This window comes from Brachybacterium paraconglomeratum (genome assembly GCF_003994255.1).
GTDB classification, from domain to species: Bacteria; Actinomycetota; Actinomycetes; order Actinomycetales; family Dermabacteraceae; genus Brachybacterium; species Brachybacterium conglomeratum.
Window position 1 is genome coordinate 70,820 of sequence record NZ_ML133861.1, and the last position, 16,178, is coordinate 86,997.

Sequence of the window (16,178 nt, forward strand, 5' to 3'; positions counted from 1 at the left end):
CGAGGTGGGCGAGACCTCACCCGGGCCGTGCCGGGCTCAGCGCCCGGTGACGTGCAGCGGCGTGTGCGCCGGGTCGACGACCTCCGCGGCGAGCGGCGCCTCGGGAGCGGTGCCGCCGGGGCCCCAGGTGTCGGTCTCGAAGCGGTCGCGGTCGTGCGCCTCCAGCAGCGGCTCGAGCGCCGGGCCGGCGGGGACGATCTGCGTGGGGTTGATGTCCTCGTGCACGTAGTAGTAGTGCCGCTTGATCTGCGCGAAGTCGACCGTGTCGCCGAAGCCCGGGGTCTGGAACAGGTCCTTGGTGTAGTTCCACAGGTTCGGCATCGAGGCGAGGGTCTGCCGGTTGGCCTTGAAGTGGCCGTGGTAGACGGGGTCGAAGCGGATCAGCGTGGGGAACAGGCGCACGTCGGCCTCGGTGATCGAGGGGCCCATGAGGTAGCGGCTGCGGCCCAGGCGCTCCTCGAGCTCGTCGAGGGCCTCCCAGAGGAGCGCGTACTCGCGCTCGTAGTCCTCCTGCGAGCCGGCGAAGCCGACCTTGTACACGCCGTTGTTGACCCGGTGGAGCATCCACTTGTTCAGCGCGTCGATCTCCTCGCGCTGAGCCTCGGGGTAGAGGTCCGGGGCGCCGGCGCGGTGGTGCTCGGTCCACTCGGTCGCGAAGTCGAGGGTGATCCGCTGGAAGTCGTTGGTCACGACGGCCCTGGTGGGCACGTCCACGACGGCGGGGACGGTGATGCCGCGCGGGTAGTCGGGGAAGCGCGCGAAGTAGGCCTGCTGCAGGCGCTCGTAGCCGAGCACGGGATCCACCTCGCCGGGGTCGAGGTCGAAGGTCCAGGAGCGCTTGTCATGGGTGGGGCCGGGCATGCCCACCGAGATCACGTCCTCCAGGCCCAGCAGACGACGGGAGATCAGGGTGCGGTTGGCCCACGGGCAGGCGCGGGCGGCGATCAGCCGGTAGCGCCCGGCCTCGACGGGCCAGCCGTCGCGGCCGTCGCGGGTGATCCGGTCGTCGATGTAGTTCATGTCGCGGTCGAAGCCCTTGCCGGCGGAGACGTAGGCGCCGCGGGTCGAGTGCTGCTCGGCGGCGGCGTCCGTGGAGTCGGGGGCGGTCTCGTTCATCGTGGGGTCCCTTCGTGTCGGTGGCGTCACTGCCATGATAGTTGAAACCGGTACTAGATGGAAGCCTCTCGGGGGCGGCGGTCGACGGCGCGCCGAGAGGGGCCCGGGGTGCGCTCCGCACCCACGTCGTGCACCATGTGTGGGGGAGCGCGATCCGCCCCGCCCTGCGCGACGTTGCAGGTAAGGGCACCCTTCGTGGCCGGTGGCACAGGACTCGGGCAGTATTTGGAAAGAGTCCTGTTGTAAAATCTAGGTGGTCGAGAAGGGAGGTGCAGGATGGCCGAGCAGGATGCGCAGGAGCTCGCGGCGAAGTCCGAGCCGACCACGCGCGATCGCCTCGTCGAGGCGATCTCCACCCACGGGCCCATCACCGCCCGGCAGCTCGCCGAGCGCTTCGGCCTCACCAGCGCCGCCGTGCGCCGCCATCTCGCGGCGCTCGAGGCGGAGGGGACCATCGCCGAGCACGAGATGCCCGTGGCCCATCGTGGCCGCGGACGCCCCAGCAAGACCTTCGTGCTCTCGCCGTCGGCGCATGAGGACTTCGCCGCCGGCTACGACGAGCTGGCCGTGATGGCGGTCGACGAGCTCGCCCGCCGCGGCGGCGACGAGGCGGTGACCGCCCTCGCGGAGCGGCGGATCTCCGACTGGGAGCAGCGGCTCGACGAACGGGTCGACCGCCTCGAGGCGGAGACCGGGGAGCCGGTGGGCACCGCCGAGCGGCTCGAGCTGCTCTCGCAGCTGCTCACCGAGCGCGGCTACGCCACCACCGTCCGCCCGCTGCACGTCCCGTTGCCGGCGGCCCGTCGCGAGGGCGGCGCCGGGCCGCGTAGCCTCGTCACCGCGCAGCTCTGCCACGGCCGCTGCCCCGTCCTCGACGTGGCCGCCGACCACCCGGAGCTGTGCGAGGCCGAGACCCGCGTCATCTCCCGCATCATCGGGGCCCCCGTCCAGCGCCTGGCCACCCTGGCGCAGGGGGCTCACGTCTGCACGACCCACATTCCGCTCACCGAGGGAAGGACACCATGACGAGCGCACCCGAGAAGCTCTCACAGGACGAGATCATCGATTCGATCGGCAACTACGCCTTCGGATGGCACGACGAGGACTCGGCCGGGGCCAGCGCGCGCCGCGGCCTGTCCGAGGACGTCGTGCGCGACATCTCCGCACGCAAGGACGAGCCCGAGTGGATGCTCGAGCGCCGGCTGAAGGCGCTGAAGCTCTTCGAGAAGAAGCCGCTGCCCACCTGGGGCCCGGACCTCTCCGGCATCGCCTTCGACGACATCAAGTACTTCGTCCGCTCCACCGAGAAGCAGGTCACCGACTGGAACGACCTGCCCGAGGACATCAAGGAGACCTACGACCGCCTCGGCATCCCCGAGGCCGAGAAGCAGCGCCTCGTCGCCGGCGTCGCCGCGCAGTACGAGTCCGAGGTCGTCTACCACCAGATCCGCGAGGACCTGGAGGAGCAGGGCGTCATCTTCCTGGACACCGACACGGCGCTCAAGGAGCACCCGGAGCTGTTCAAGGAGTACTTCGGCACCGTCATCCCCTCGGGCGACAACAAGTTCTCCGCGCTGAACACCGCCGTGTGGTCCGGCGGCTCCTTCGTCTACGTCCCCAAGGGCGTGCACGTCGAGATCCCGCTGCAGGCCTACTTCCGGATCAACACCGAGAACATGGGCCAGTTCGAGCGCACGCTGATCATCGCCGACGAGGGCTCCTACGTGCACTACGTCGAGGGCTGCACCGCGCCGATCTACAAGTCCGACTCGCTGCACAGCGCCGTCGTCGAGATCGTCGTGAAGAAGGACGCCCGCGTCCGCTACACGACCATCCAGAACTGGTCGAACAACGTCTACAACCTGGTCACCAAGCGCACCACGGTCGAGCAGGGCGGCGTCATGGAGTGGGTCGACGGCAACATCGGCTCCAAGGTCACCATGAAGTACCCGGCCGTCTGGCTGATGGGCGAGCACGCCCGCGGCGAGACCCTCTCCGTCGCCTTCGCCGGCGAGGGCCAGAACCAGGACACCGGCTCGAAGATGGTGCACATGGCGCCGCACACCTCGAGCTCGATCGTCTCCAAGTCGGTCTCCCGCGGCGGCGGCCGCTCCTCCTACCGCGGCCTGGTCCAGGTCATGCCCGGTGCCGAGCACTCCGCCTCGACCGTGCTGTGCGATGCGCTGCTGGTGGACCAGATCTCGCGCACCGACACCTACCCCTACGTCGACGTGCGCGTCGACGACGTCCAGATGGGCCACGAGGCCACCGTCTCCAAGGTCTCCGAGGAGCAGCTCTTCTACCTGATGAGCCGCGGCATGGAGGAGACCGAGGCGATGGCGATGATCGTGCGCGGCTTCATCGAGCCCATCGCCCGCGAGCTCCCGATGGAGTACGCCCTCGAGCTGAACCGCCTGATCGAGCTGCAGATGGAAGGAGCAGTCGGCTGATGACGACCACAGATGTGAAGGGTGCCGAGAGCGCCGGGGACCCGACCGCGAACGAGGCCGTGGGCCACGCGGCGGGCGCCGCGCCCGTCGCCGCCGGAGAGGCCCTGGAGGGCGCCGACACGACGGCCGCGCCGGAGCTGGAGGAGGAGAACCTGAGCCTGCCGGGCCAGGAGGTCTCCGCCGCCCACGCCGCGCTGAACCGCGGCGCGCGACTGCGCTCCTTCGAGGTCGCCGACCACGCCGTGCCCAAGAGCGACATCGAGGAGTGGCGCTTCACCCCGCTGCGCCGCTTCTCCGCCCTCTTCGAGGACGCCGCCACCGACGACCGCGAGGGCGACCCCGCCGTCGACTACGCCGTGACCGTGCCCGAGGGCGCCCCGGAGCCCTCGACGCTCGCCCCCGGCCAGGCGCCCCGCGGCAGCGTGCTGGTGCCCGAGGATCTGCCCACCGCGATCGCCTCCGCCCGCACCGAGCAGGCGCTGCACCTGGTCGCCGCCAAGAACGCCGCCTACGACGCGCCGTTCCGCGTGGACATCACCGGCCGCGGCGCGGACCGCCGCGCCAACGCGCACCTCGTGATCGAGGCGCAGGAGTCCTCCTCCTCGATCGTGGTGCTGAACCACACCGGCTCGGCGCAGTACGCGCAGGACGTGGAGATCCTCGTCGGTGACAACGCGCAGATGACCGTCATCACCGTCCACGACTGGGACGACGACGCGGTGCACATCGCGCAGCACCACGCCCGCGTGGGCCGCGACGCGCGCCTGAAGCACGTCGCGGTCACCCTCGGCGGCAGCGCGGTGCGCCTGAACTCGATCGGCGAGTACGCCGCCCCCGGCGGCGAGATCGAGAAGCTGGGCCTCTACTTCTCCGACGAGGGCCAGTTCTTCGAGAACCGCCTGTTCATCGACCACAGCGCCCCGAACTGCACCTCCAACGTCGCCTACAAGGGCGCGCTGCAGGGCAAGGGCGCACGGTCCGTGTGGGTCGGCGACGTGCTGATCCGCAAGGAGGCCGAGGGCACCAACACCTACGAGCTCAACCGCAACCTGGTGCTCACCGAGGGCGCCCGCGCCGACTCGGTGCCGAACCTGGAGATCGAGACGGGCGAGATCGAGGGCGCCGGCCACGCCGCCGCCACCGGGCGCTTCGACGACGAGCAGCTGTTCTACCTGCGCGCTCGCGGCATCCCGGAGATCGAGGCGCGCCGTCTGGTCGTGCGCGGCTTCTTCGCCGAGATCATCCAGCAGATCGACGTGCCCGAGGTGCGCGAGCGCCTCTCGGCCGCGATCGAGGACGAGCTCGCACGGAGCATGAACTGATGTCGGACGCCTTCGTCCCCGTCGCCGCCCTGGCCGACCTCGCCCCCGGCGAGGCGATCGACGTCGTCGCCGGCGGGATCGAGATCGCCCTGGTGCGCGACGAGGACGGCGGCGTCCACGCCCTCGAGGACCTCTGCTCGCACGACGAGATCGCGCTGAGCGACGGCGACGTCGAGGGATGCACCATCGAGTGCTGGAAGCACGGCAGCCAGTTCGACCTCGTCACCGGTCGTCCCCTGCAGCTCCCGGCGGTCCTGCCCGTGCGGGTGTTCCCCGTGCGCATCGACGAGAGCCGCGGCGAGATCCTCGTGGATCCCTCCGAGGCTCCCGCCACCTGACACCTGGGCGTCGTCCCCGACGCCCGCCCCCAGCCCCACGAATCCACCAGCTTCCTGGTCAAGGAGAACCCCACATGTCGATCCTGGAGATCAAGAACCTCCACGCCACCGTCGAGACCCCTGAGGGCACCAAGGAGATCCTCAAGGGCGTCGACCTCACCATCAAGGGCGGCGAGACCCACGCGATCATGGGCCCCAACGGCTCGGGCAAGTCCACCCTCGCCTACGCCATCGCCGGCCACCCCAAGTACGAGATCACCGGCGGCGAGGTCCTCCTCGACGGCGAGGACGTGCTCGAGATGAGCGTCGACGAGCGCGCCCGCGCCGGCCTCTTCCTGGCCATGCAGTACCCCGTCGAGGTCCCCGGCGTGACCGTCTCGAACTTCCTGCGCACCGCCAAGACCGCGATCGACGGCGAGGCCCCCTCGCTGCGCACCTGGGTCAAGGACGTCAAGGGCGCCATGGACGACCTCAAGATGGACCCGGTCTTCGCCGAGCGCAACGTCAACGAGGGCTTCTCCGGCGGCGAGAAGAAGCGCCACGAGATCCTCCAGATGCAGCTGCTGAAGCCCTCCATCGCCGTCCTCGACGAGACCGACTCCGGCCTCGACGTCGACGCGCTGCGCGTGGTCTCCGAGGGCGTCAACCGCGCCAAGGAGAACACGGAGGTCGGCATCATGCTGATCACCCACTACACCCGCATCCTGCAGTACGTGAAGCCGGACTTCGTCCACGTCTTCGTGAACGGGAAGATCGCCGAGCAGGGCGGTCCCGAGCTGGCCGAGCGTCTCGAGGCCGAGGGCTACGACCGCTTCCTCGTCGGCGCCTGATGCCGCCGGCCCTCCCGCCCCGCACCCGCGCGGGGCGGGACGGCCGCACCGCGGGACCCGCCGCGGACCGTCCCGGACAGCACGTCCGGGGACGGCCCGACGAGCCCCGTCCGCACCCCTGCGGGAGCAGTCCCGCACCCCTTCCGGGAGGACACCATGACCGACCAGCAGACCCCGGCCTCGACCGTGAGCGCCGAGGACGTCACCGAGGCGATGAAGGACGTCATCGATCCCGAGCTCGGGATCAACGTCGTCGACCTGGGCCTCGTCTACGGGGTGACCGTCGAGGACGGCAACGCCGTGATCGACATGACCCTCACCTCCGCCGCCTGCCCGCTGACGGACGTGCTCGAGGAGCAGACCTTCGCGGTGCTGGACCCCATCACCGAGACCCACCGCATCAACTGGGTGTGGATGCCGCCGTGGGGCATGGAGAAGATCACCGAGGACGGCCGCGAGCAGCTGCGCGCCATCGGCTTCAACCTCTGAGCCGCCTCACCCTCTGAGCCGGCACGAGAGACCCCCTGACCCGCGAGCGCGGGGCAGGGGGTCTCTTCGCTGCGGACGGGACGGGCCCCGAGCCGGCGTCAGCCGAGCAGCGTCGCCGTCTGCGTGAGCTCGAGGCCGTGCGCCTCGGCCGTGCCGGCATGGGCGAGGGCGCCCTCGTGGGTGTGCAGGCCCTTCGCGAGCGCCTCGTCGGCCCGCAGCGCGTCCCGCCAGCCCGCGCCCGCGAGCTTCAGCACGTAGGGGAGGGTCGCGTTGTTCAGCGCCGCCGTCGCCGTGACCGGCACGGAGCCGGGCATGTTCGCCACGCAGTAGTAGATCGCGTCGTGCACCCGGAAGGTCGGGTCGTCGTGCGTGGTGGGGCGGGAGTTCTCGAAGCAGCCGCCCTGGTCGATCGCGACGTCGACCAGCACCGAGCCCGGCTTCATCCGGGAGACCATCTCGTCGGTGACGAGCTTCGGGGCGCGCTTGCCGGGGATCAGCACCGAGCCGACGACGACGTCCGCCCGCTCGATCTGCTCGGCGAGGTCGAGGGCGGTCGAGTAGCGGGTGAGGATGCCCCCGTGGTGCATCGTCGCGATCTGGGAGAGCCGGGAGACGTTCACGTCCATCACGGTGACGTTCGCGTGCAGCCCGTGCGCCATCATCGCCGCCTGCTCGCCGACGACGCCGCCGCCGAGGACCAGCACGTTCGCCTCCGAGGTCCCGGGCACGCCGCCCATCAGCACCCCGCCGCCGCCCAGCGGCGCCATCAGGTGGTAGGCGCCGACCTGCGCGGCGAGCCGGCCCGCGATCGCGCTCATCGGCGCGAGCAGTGGCAGCGAGCGATCGGGGAGCTGGACGGTCTCGTAGGCGATGGCGGTGGTGCCGGTGGCGAGCAGCGCCTCGGTGAGCTCCCGGTCGGCCGCGAGGTGCAGATAGGTGAAGAGGATCTGGCCCTTCCTCAGGCGTCCGTACTCCTCGGGCAGCGGCTCCTTCACCTTCACGATCATCTCGGCCTGCGCCCAGACCTCGTCGGCCGTCGGCAGCAGTGACGCGCCCGCGGCGGCGTAGTCCTCGTCGCTCACGCGGGAGCCGAGGCCCGCGCCGCTCTCGACGATCACCTCGTGGCCGTGCATCACCAGCTCGTGCACGCCGGCGGCGCCCAGGCCCACCCTGTTCTCGTTGTTCTTGACCTCGCGGGGCACCCCGATGCGCATGTGTCCAGCCTCTCTGCTGAGCTCCCTGGCCGCGGTCACGGCCACCGCCCCCAGGATGACACCTCGTCGGCCGTGCGGGGGAGCCTGCGGATGTGTCCCCCGGCACCGTCGGCGGGAATCCGGGCGACCGTTCGGCGCCTCGGCCCTAGACTCGATCCGGCCCTCCTCCGGGCCGTCCCCGTCCGAAGAGGAGTCCCACCCGTGATCACCGTGCACGACCTCGCCATACGCGTCGGCGCCCGGCTGCTCATGAGCGACGTCTCCTTCCAGGTCACCGACGGCGACCGGATCGGCCTGGTGGGTCGCAACGGCGCCGGCAAGACCACGCTGACCAAGGTCCTCTCCGGCACGCTGGACCCCAGCGAGGGCAGCGTCGAGGTCTCCGGCGAGCTCGGCTATCTCCCGCAGGACACCCACAGCGGCGAGGACACCGAGCCGGTGCTCGCCCGGATCCTCTCCGCCCGCGGGCTCGACGGGATCCTGAGGAAGCTGCGCCGCGCCGAGGAGGAGATGGGGGACATGTCCCTCACCGAGGCCCGCCGCGAGAAGGCCATGAACCGGTACCCGCGCCTGGAGGCCGAGCTCGACGCCGCCGGCGGCTACGCGGCGGAGGCGGAGGCCAAGCGGATGGCCGCGAACCTCGGCCTGCCCAACCGGCTGCTCGAGCAGGAGCTCGGCACCCTCTCCGGCGGTCAGCGGCGTCGCGTCGAGCTCGCCCGGATCCTGTTCTCGCAGGCCTCCACGATGATCCTCGACGAGCCGACGAACCACCTCGACCACGACTCGATCGTGTGGCTGCGCGAGTACCTGATGAGCTACCGCGGCGGGCTGATCGTCATCAGCCACGACGTCGAGCTCGTCGAGCAGGTCGTGAACAAGGTCTTCTACCTCGACGCGAACCGCTCCGCGATCGACATCTACAACATGGGCTGGAAGCAGTACCTGCGCCAGCGCGAGGACGACGAGAAGCGCCGCAGGCGCGAGCGCGCCAACGCCGAGAAGAAGGCCACCCAGCTCACCGCCCAGGCGGAGAAGATGCGCGCGAAGGCCACCAAGGCCGTCGCCGCGCAGAACATGCTGAAGCGGGCCGAGCGGATGCTCGACGGGGTCGAGGGGGAGCGGCAGACCGACCGCGTCGCCTCGCTGCGCTTCCCGAAGCCCGCCCCCTGCGGCAAGACCCCGCTGATGGCCGAGGACCTCTCGAAGTCCTACGGCAGCCTCGAGATCTTCACCGGCGTGGACCTCGCGATCGACCGCGGCTCGCGCGTGGTCATCATCGGCCTGAACGGCGCGGGCAAGACCACCCTGCTGCGGATCCTCGGCGGCGTCGACGCGCCGGACACCGGGCGGATCCTGCCCGGCCACGGCCTGCGCATCGGCTACTACGCCCAGGAGCACGAGACCCTGGACCTGGACCGGACCGTGCTGGAGAACATGATGACGGCGGCCTACGAGCTGCCCGAGGTCGAGGCCCGCAAGATCCTGGGCTCCTTCCTGTTCACGGGCGACGACGTGCACAAGCCCGCCCGGGTGCTCTCCGGCGGGGAGAAGACCCGCCTCGCCCTGGCCGCGCTCGTCGTCTCCAGCGCCAACGTGCTGCTGCTGGACGAGCCGACGAACAACCTCGACCCCGCCAGTCGCCAGGAGATCCTCGGGGCGCTGGCGAACTTCGAGGGTGCGGTCGTGCTGGTCTCCCACGACCCCGGTGCCGTCGCGGCGCTCGATCCCGAGCGGGTGCTGATGATGCCCGACGCCGTCGAGGACCTCTGGAACGCCGAGTACCAGGAGCTCATCGAGCTCGCCTGAGCCGGGGCCGCTCCCCGGTCCTCCCCACGCCCGCCGCCGTGCCGGCCGGTGCTCCCGGCGCCGCGGCGGGGACGGCTCCTGAGATGGCGACCGCGAGAGTTTCCCCCTCCGAGTTGCACTCCTGTGACCTGCGTCATAGTCTCAGCTCGTCGGCACCGTGGCGGTGCCCGCCCCGTCGCGGAGGACGGTGCGCGACCGCGCCGCCCGCCTCGACCCGACGAGGAGGAGCGAGACCGTGAGCGAACCCGTCCGTCCGTCCGGTCTGCGCCGGCTGGTCGCCGCCGGGGCCGCGCTCGCCCTGGGGGCGACGCTCGCGGCCTGCGGCTCGGCCGACGCCGGCCCGCCGCAGCTGACCTGGTACATCAACCCCGACAACGGCGGCCAGACCCAGATCGCCCAGCAGTGCAGCGACGAGGCCGACGGGGCGTACACGATCACCACCTCGCTGCTGCCCCGCGACGCGGCCAGCCAGCGCGAGCAGCTCGCCCGCCGCCTCGCCGCGGGCGACAGGTCCCTGGACATCATGAGCCTGGACCCGCCCTACATCCCGGAGCTCGCCGAGCCCGGCTTCCTCGCCCCCGTCCCGGAGGACCTCGTCACCAGCTCCACCCAGGACGTCGTCGACGGCGCCGTGCAGGGCGCGACTTGGAACGACGAGCTGGTCGCCGTGCCCTTCTGGGCCAACACCCAGCTGCTGTGGTACCGCGAGTCCGTCGCCGAGGAGGCGCGGCTGGACATGTCCGAGCCCGTCACCTGGGACCAGCTGATCGACGCCGCGGAGACCACCGACAGCCACCTCGGCATCCAGGGGATCCGCGCCGAATCGATGACCGTGTGGGTCAACGCGCTGTACGAGTCGCAGGGCCAGTCGATCATCGAGAACCCGGGCGCCGCCGCCGACGAGACGCAGCTCGCGCTCGACTCCCCGGCCGGCGCCGAGGCCTCCCGGATCATCGGCACGATCGGCGCGGAGGGCCTCGCCGGCCCGGGCGCCACCACCCAGGACGAGAACGTCGCCATGGCCCAGTTCCAGGGGGACCAGGGCTCCTTCATGGTCAACTGGCCCTTCGTCTACACCGCCACGCAGACCTCCGTCGAGCAGGGCAGCGTGGACCAGGAGGTGCTGGACGACATGAAGTGGACCACCTACCCCCAGGTGACCGAGGACCAGGAGTCCGCGCCGCCGCTGGGCGGGATCGACCTCGGCGTCGGCGCCTCGAGCCGGCACCAGGACCTCGCCTACGAGGCGATCCGCTGCATCGTCTCCCCGGAGAAGCAGGCGCAGTACTTCCTCTCCGACGGCAACCCGCCCGCCTCCACCACCGCCTACGAGGACCCCGAGGTCCAGGACGCCTACCCGATGGCGCCGGAGATCCGCGAGTCCCTCGAGCGCGCCGCGCCCCGCCCGCAGACCCCCTTCTACAACGAGATCTCCCTGGGCATCCAGCAGCACTGGACCCCGATCTCGGAGGTCGGCGAGGCCACCCCCGCGCGGTCCCAGGAGTTCATCCAGTCCGTGCTGCGAGGGGAGGCCCTGCTGTGAGCGAGACAGCCGCCGCGCCGAGGACCGGGACGGACGGCGCCTCCGGGCGCCGCCGCGCGACCCGGCAGAAGCCGCCGCTGAGCGACCGGGCCCGGGCGGAGCGCCGCCTGGGCATCCTGCTGGCGGCCCCCGCCTTCGTGGTCATGCTGGCGGTGACGGTGTACCCGATCCTCCAGGCCTTCTTCGACTCCCTGTTCTCCTACCGTCTCACCGCCCCGGACCAGCGCTCCTTCGTGGGACTGGCGAACTACGGGGTGCTCTTCACCGACCCCGTCTTCTGGCGGGACCTCGGGGTGACCGTGCTGATCACCGTGGTCACCGTCGCGATCGAGCTGGTGCTCGGCTTCGCCCTGGCCCTGGTGATGCACAACGCCGTCAAGAGCCTGCGCGGCCTGCTGCGCACCGCGATCCTCGTCCCCTACGGCACGATCACCGTCGTCTCCGCCTTCGCATGGTTCTTCGCCTTCGACATCAACACCGGCTTCGTCAACGCCTGGCTGCCGGTGGTGGAGGACAGCTTCAACTGGTTCGGCTCCGCCGCGCCGGCGCTGACCGTCATCATGCTCAGCGAGATCTGGAAGACGACCCCCTTCATCTCGCTGCTGCTGCTGTCGGGCCTGGCCCAGGTGCCCGGGGAGCTGACCGAGGCCGCCCGCGTGGACGGCGGCACCCGCGCGGAGGTGATGCGCCGCGTGGTGCTGCCGAACATGAAGGCCGCGATCATGGTCGCGGTGCTGTTCCGAGCGCTGGACGCCTTCCGGATCTTCGACAACGTGTTCATCATGACCAACGGCGCCTACGGCACGGAGGTCCTCTCGCTGCTGGCCTATCGCACCTCGATCGGGCGGCTCGAGATCGGCATGGGCTCGGCGATCTCCGTGGTGCTGTTCCTGTGCGTGATCGGCATCGCGATCGGCGCGATCAAGGGCTTCAAGGTCGATCTGGCCTCGGGGGAGGGACGCTGAGATGAAGGGCATGACCACCCGGCAGAAGGTCGGCTGGAGCGTGATCACGATCGTGGTGCTGGTGTACACCCTCGGTCCGCTGGTCTCGATCCTGATGACCTCCTTCAAAGCCTCCGGCGACCTCACCACGGGGCGCTTCCTGCCCACGCGCTTCGTGCTGGACAACTACGAGCAGATCTTCGCCGGCAGCGCCCGCGACCTGTTCCTGCCCGCGCTGCGCAACTCCATCGGCATCACGCTGATCGCGACCGTCGTCGCGGTCGTGCTCGCGACCCTCTGCGCCTACGCGATCGCGCGCCTGGACTTCCCCGGCAAGCGCCTCGTGCTGGTCAGCGCGCTCGGGGTCTCGATGTTCCCGGTGATCTCGATCGTGACGCCGCTGTTCAACCTCTGGCGCACGATCGGGCTGTACGACACCTGGCCGGGCCTGATCATCCCCTATCTCTCGCTGACGCTGCCGATCTCGATCTACACCCTGGCGGCGTACTTCCAACAGATCCCCTGGGACCTCGAGCGGGCCGCGCAGGTCGACGGCGCCACCAGCTTCGAGGCGTTCCGGAAGGTGATCGTCCCGCTCGCGCTGCCCGGTGTGTTCACCACCGCGATCATCGCGTTCTTCATCGCCTGGAACGACTTCGTCTACGGCATCTCGCTGACGTCCACCTCGGCCGCGCGCCCGGTCCCGGCGGCGCTGGCCTTCTTCACCGGCGCCTCCCAGTTCGAGGAGCCCACGGGCGCGATCTCGGCCGCCGCGATCATCGTCACCATCCCCATCGTCATCATCGTCGTGCTCTTCCAGCGCCAGATCGTCTCCGGTCTGACGCAGGGCGCGGTCAAGGGCTGACCCCAGGAGGCAACCGGCCATGGCCACCATCGAGATCCAGAACCTCGTCAAGCGGTACGACGACGGCTTCCCCGCCGTCAACGACGTGAGCCTCGACATCGCCGACGGCGAGTTCGTGATCCTCGTCGGTCCCTCGGGCTGCGGGAAGTCCACGCTGCTGCGCATGATCGTGGGGCTCGAGGACATCACCGAGGGCGAGCTGCGCATCGACGGCAAGCGCGTGAACGAGAGCGCGCCGCGCGACCGCGACCTCGCCATGGTCTTCCAGAACTACGCCCTGTACCCCCACCTGAGCGTGTACGACAACATCGCCTTCCCGATGCGGCTGTCGAAGAACAAGCTCCCCGAGGACGAGATCGACCGGCGGGTGCGCCGCGCCTCGTCGATGCTGGGACTGGACGAGCACCTCGAGCGCAAGCCCGGCAACCTCTCCGGCGGACAGCGCCAGCGCGTGGCGATGGGACGCGCGATCGTCCGCGAGGCCGACGCCTTCCTCTTCGACGAGCCGCTGTCGAACCTCGACGCGAAGCTGCGCGGCCAGATGCGCACCCAGATCGCGCAGCTCCAGCGGCGCCTGGGCATCACGAGCGTCTACGTCACCCACGACCAGACCGAGGCGATGACCCTGGGGGACCGGGTCGCCGTGCTGAAGAAGGGCAGGCTGCAACAGGTCGCCTCGCCGCGCGAGCTCTACGAGCAGCCCGCGAACCTCTTCGTCGCCGGGTTCATCGGCTCTCCCTCGATGAACTTCCTGCCCGCCCGGGAGGAGAACGGGCACCTGCGCACCCCGATCGGGGATCTCACGGCGCCCGAGCACGTCCTCGAGGCCGCCCGGGGGAGGGACCTGGTGCTGCTGGGGGTGCGCCCCGAGCACTTCGAGGACCTCGAGTTCGTCGACGAGGCGCTGCTGCCGCACGGCACGGAGCTCGCCGTGACGCCCACCCACACCGAATGGCTCGGCAACGAGCAGTACGGCTACATCGACTACGAGAAAGACCCCGAGGTGGGCGAGGTCCTCGACGAGCTCGCCCGCGACCTCGACCAGGACGAGATCCCGCCCCAGGTGGTGGTGACCCTCAGCTCCGCGAGCCGGATCCGCGGCGGCATCGAGTCCCGGATCTGGGTGGACACGCGCAAGGTCCACGTCTTCGACGTCGCGACGGGCGAGAACCTCACCCGCGACGAGGAGAAGGGGGCGGAGCTGACGCGCCGCGCCGCCGAGGACCGGCAGCGCGAGATCGAGACCGCCGCGGCGCTGGAGGACTGAGGCCGGCTCCCGCGCCCGTCCCTGCGCGGCGCGCCGCGCCGCGCCCGAGGACGGCACGGAGAGCGCGTAGTGTGGCGGACACCTGATATCCGCTGTGAAAGGCCTCCGTGTTCGTCCTCTCCCTCTCCGGTCGCCCCGGCCACGGCCGCGCCGCCGGCGACCCCGTCCCCGCTCTGCTCGAGGCTCTCGTGGGTCTCGAGCTGCCGCTCGCCCCGGAGCGGACCGCCGGCCCGGACGCGCTCGTCCTCGCCTCCCGAGGGGAGACCGCGCTCGAGGCGATGCTGCGGGCGCTCGAGGTCGGGAGCACAGCCGTCGGCCTCGGGATCGGCACGGTGCCGGGGCCGCTGCCCGGCTCGGTCCGCGAGCTCTCCGGCCCCGCCGTCGAGGCCGCTCGGAGCGCCGTGGCCGCGGCGTCGACCACCTCCCAGGTCCCTCTCGCCGTCCGCGCCGCCGATCCCCGCCACGCCGACACCGCCGCCGACGTCGAGGCCGTGCTGCGGCTGATCGGCTGGATGATCCGCGCCCGCAGCCGCGGCCAGTGGCAGGCCGTGCACGAGCTGCGTGAGGATCCGACGGCCACCCAGGCCGTCCTCGCCGAGCGCCTCGGCGTCACCCAGCAGACCGTCTCCCGCGCCGTGAAGACCAGCGGCTGGCGCGAGGAGAGCGCCGCCCATCCGCTCGCCGTGCGACTGCTGAGCATGATCGACCTCACGTCGACCCGCTGAGTCCGGTCCCGCCCCCGAGGGCGGGGGCGCCGCGCGCTATCCTGGGGCCGCCCCGACGACAACCGAGGAGACCCATGGCGACGACGAACGACCTCAAGAACGGAATGGTGCTGGTCATCGACCAGCAGCTCTGGAGCGTGGTCGAGTTCCAGCACGTCAAGCCCGGCAAGGGACCCGCCTTCGTGCGCACCAAGCTCAAGAACGTCCTGTCCGGCAAGGGCGTGGACAAGACCTTCAACGCCGGCGTGAAGGTCGAGACGGCCACCGTGGACCGCCGCGACATGCAGTTCTCCTATCTCGACGGCGACATGTACGTCTTCATGGACACCTCGAACTGGGAGCAGACCAGCCTCACCGAGGAGGTCGTGGGCGAGGCCAAGGACTTCATGGTCGAGGGCCAGGACGTCGTCATCGCCTTCCACGAGGGCAACGCGCTCTTCGTCGAGCTGCCCGCCTCCGTGGTGCTCGAGATCGAGTTCACCGAGCCCGGCCTGCAGGGCGACCGCTCCAGCGGCGGCACCAAGCCCGCGCGCCTGACCACCGGCCGTGAGATCCAGGTCCCGCTGTTCCTCAACGAGGGCGACAGCGTCAAGGTCGACACCCGCAGCGGCGACTACCTCGAGCGCGTGAAGTGACCCGAGGCTCGACCCCGCAGGGCGCCGACGACCGGTCCGCCCCGCGCCCCACCGGCCTCCCCCTCCCCACCCGGGAGGGGGCGGAGGTCGAGCTCGAGCGGACCGTCCCGGCCGCCGCGGACCGGCTCCACGGACGCTCCCGCGACCGGATCCGCGCCCTGGACGTGCTCTTCGAGGCCGACGCCAAGCAGGCCGACGTGCTCGACGTGCTCGCCGAACGGCTCCGTCGCACGGCCGCGCAGACCCCGCTGCCCGAGCGCTCCCGCGCCCTGGTCGAGCTCTACGCTCCGCACGCCGTCGACATCGACGAGGACCTCTCCACGCACTCCCGCGACTGGCCGCTGCACCGCATGCCCGCGGTGGACCGCGCGATCCTGCGCCTCGGCGCCGCCGAGGTGCTGCACGGCGAGGAGCCCGGCGCGCGCGGCGCGATCATCGGCGAGTACACCAAGATCGCCGAGGTCCTCTCGACCGACGACTCCCCGCGCTTCGTCAACGGCCTGCTGCAGCGGCTCGTGGACGTGCGCGGCCTGCTCGGCTGAGCAGGACCGGACCCTTCGCAGTCCCCTCCGCCCCCGCCGGGCGCGTCCCCGTCCGAGGGGCGGGCAGGCGGGGGCGGACCCGCACCTGCCGA

16 protein-coding genes are annotated in these 16,178 nt (G+C 70.9%); 14 read left to right on the forward strand and 2 right to left on the reverse strand.

All coding sequences use genetic code 11. The features are described 5' to 3' along the window. Positions 1-36: 36 nt before the first annotated feature. A complete protein-coding gene (locus tag DS079_RS14835; protein WP_126988594.1) occupies positions 37-1,116 on the reverse strand; it encodes a glutathione S-transferase family protein in 1,080 nt (359 codons plus the stop codon). A 276-nt stretch (positions 1,117-1,392) separates the two neighbouring features. Between DS079_RS14835 and DS079_RS14840 the strand changes: the two genes are divergently transcribed. The 6 genes from DS079_RS14840 (at position 1,393) to DS079_RS14865 (ending at position 6,545) form a co-directional block, all read left to right on the forward strand. Beyond that, positions 1,393-2,142 carry a helix-turn-helix transcriptional regulator gene (locus DS079_RS14840; RefSeq protein WP_126988595.1) on the forward strand — a complete coding sequence of 250 codons (750 nt, stop codon included), beginning with the start codon at positions 1,393-1,395 and terminating at the stop codon, positions 2,140-2,142. Beyond that, positions 2,139-3,566, forward strand: coding sequence for a Fe-S cluster assembly protein SufB (gene sufB, locus DS079_RS14845; protein ID WP_010550633.1), 1,428 nt, complete (start codon positions 2,139-2,141; stop codon positions 3,564-3,566). Before DS079_RS14840 ends, sufB begins: the two co-directional genes overlap by 4 nt. Beyond that, positions 3,566-4,888: a Fe-S cluster assembly protein SufD gene (sufD, locus tag DS079_RS14850; protein ID WP_010550634.1), complete on the forward strand. Its 1,323-nt coding sequence runs from the start codon at positions 3,566-3,568 to the stop codon at positions 4,886-4,888. The genes sufB and sufD overlap by 1 nt, the downstream gene beginning before the upstream one ends. Continuing rightward, positions 4,888-5,226, forward strand: coding sequence for a non-heme iron oxygenase ferredoxin subunit (locus DS079_RS14855; protein WP_126988596.1), 339 nt, complete (start codon positions 4,888-4,890; stop codon positions 5,224-5,226). The genes sufD and DS079_RS14855 overlap by 1 nt, the downstream gene beginning before the upstream one ends. Positions 5,227-5,300: 74 nt before the next feature. Then, a complete protein-coding gene (gene sufC, locus DS079_RS14860) occupies positions 5,301-6,056 on the forward strand; it encodes a Fe-S cluster assembly ATPase SufC (RefSeq protein WP_010550636.1) in 756 nt (251 codons plus the stop codon). 156 nt (positions 6,057-6,212) lie between these two features. Continuing rightward, entirely contained in the window at positions 6,213-6,545 is a 333-nt protein-coding gene (locus tag DS079_RS14865; protein WP_010550637.1) for a metal-sulfur cluster assembly factor, read from the forward strand. 98 nt (positions 6,546-6,643) lie between these two features. Here the strand turns inward: DS079_RS14865 and ald are convergent, their stop codons facing one another. Continuing rightward, complete coding sequence (ald, locus tag DS079_RS14870) at positions 6,644-7,759, reverse strand: alanine dehydrogenase (RefSeq protein ID WP_126988597.1); 1,116 nt, start codon at positions 7,757-7,759, stop codon at positions 6,644-6,646. Between the two features lie 201 nt (positions 7,760-7,960). Here ald and DS079_RS14875 point away from each other — a divergent pair, with 201 nt between their 5' ends. From DS079_RS14875 to nusB, 8 genes are all read left to right on the forward strand, one after another. Further along, positions 7,961-9,565: an ABC-F family ATP-binding cassette domain-containing protein gene (locus DS079_RS14875; RefSeq protein ID WP_126988598.1), complete on the forward strand. Its 1,605-nt coding sequence runs from the start codon at positions 7,961-7,963 to the stop codon at positions 9,563-9,565. Between the two features lie 235 nt (positions 9,566-9,800). Next, positions 9,801-11,108: an extracellular solute-binding protein gene (locus DS079_RS14880; protein WP_164736274.1), complete on the forward strand. Its 1,308-nt coding sequence runs from the start codon at positions 9,801-9,803 to the stop codon at positions 11,106-11,108. Beyond that, positions 11,105-12,073, forward strand: coding sequence for a carbohydrate ABC transporter permease (locus DS079_RS14885; RefSeq protein WP_126988600.1), 969 nt, complete (start codon positions 11,105-11,107; stop codon positions 12,071-12,073). Before DS079_RS14880 ends, DS079_RS14885 begins: the two co-directional genes overlap by 4 nt. Positions 12,074-12,083: 10 nt before the next feature. Continuing rightward, a complete protein-coding gene (locus tag DS079_RS14890) occupies positions 12,084-12,917 on the forward strand; it encodes a carbohydrate ABC transporter permease (protein WP_126988601.1) in 834 nt (277 codons plus the stop codon). Positions 12,918-12,936: 19 nt separating this feature from the next. Further along, a complete protein-coding gene (locus DS079_RS14895; RefSeq protein ID WP_010550643.1) occupies positions 12,937-14,184 on the forward strand; it encodes an ABC transporter ATP-binding protein in 1,248 nt (415 codons plus the stop codon). Positions 14,185-14,291: 107 nt separating this feature from the next. Beyond that, complete coding sequence (locus DS079_RS14900; protein WP_126988602.1) at positions 14,292-14,909, forward strand: MarR family transcriptional regulator; 618 nt, start codon at positions 14,292-14,294, stop codon at positions 14,907-14,909. A 74-nt stretch (positions 14,910-14,983) separates the two neighbouring features. Beyond that, positions 14,984-15,544, forward strand: coding sequence for an elongation factor P (gene efp, locus DS079_RS14905; protein WP_070499493.1), 561 nt, complete (start codon positions 14,984-14,986; stop codon positions 15,542-15,544). Continuing rightward, entirely contained in the window at positions 15,541-16,086 is a 546-nt protein-coding gene (nusB, locus tag DS079_RS14910; RefSeq protein ID WP_010550646.1) for a transcription antitermination factor NusB, read from the forward strand. Before efp ends, nusB begins: the two co-directional genes overlap by 4 nt. The last annotated feature ends 92 nt before the right edge of the window (positions 16,087-16,178 follow it).

Coding starts and splice junctions, on each gene's coding strand:
- DS079_RS14835 (WP_126988594.1), bottom strand. CDS start 1,116: ATGAACGAGACCGCCCCCGACTCCACGGACGCCGCCGCCGAGCAGCAC.
- DS079_RS14840 (WP_126988595.1), top strand. CDS start 1,393: ATGGCCGAGCAGGATGCGCAGGAGCTCGCGGCGAAGTCCGAGCCGACC.
- sufB (WP_010550633.1), top strand. CDS start 2,139: ATGACGAGCGCACCCGAGAAGCTCTCACAGGACGAGATCATCGATTCG.
- sufD (WP_010550634.1), top strand. CDS start 3,566: ATGACGACCACAGATGTGAAGGGTGCCGAGAGCGCCGGGGACCCGACC.
- DS079_RS14855 (WP_126988596.1), top strand. CDS start 4,888: ATGTCGGACGCCTTCGTCCCCGTCGCCGCCCTGGCCGACCTCGCCCCC.
- sufC (WP_010550636.1), top strand. CDS start 5,301: ATGTCGATCCTGGAGATCAAGAACCTCCACGCCACCGTCGAGACCCCT.
- DS079_RS14865 (WP_010550637.1), top strand. CDS start 6,213: ATGACCGACCAGCAGACCCCGGCCTCGACCGTGAGCGCCGAGGACGTC.
- ald (WP_126988597.1), bottom strand. CDS start 7,759: ATGCGCATCGGGGTGCCCCGCGAGGTCAAGAACAACGAGAACAGGGTG.
- DS079_RS14890 (WP_126988601.1), top strand. CDS start 12,084: ATGACCACCCGGCAGAAGGTCGGCTGGAGCGTGATCACGATCGTGGTG.
- DS079_RS14895 (WP_010550643.1), top strand. CDS start 12,937: ATGGCCACCATCGAGATCCAGAACCTCGTCAAGCGGTACGACGACGGC.
- efp (WP_070499493.1), top strand. CDS start 14,984: ATGGCGACGACGAACGACCTCAAGAACGGAATGGTGCTGGTCATCGAC.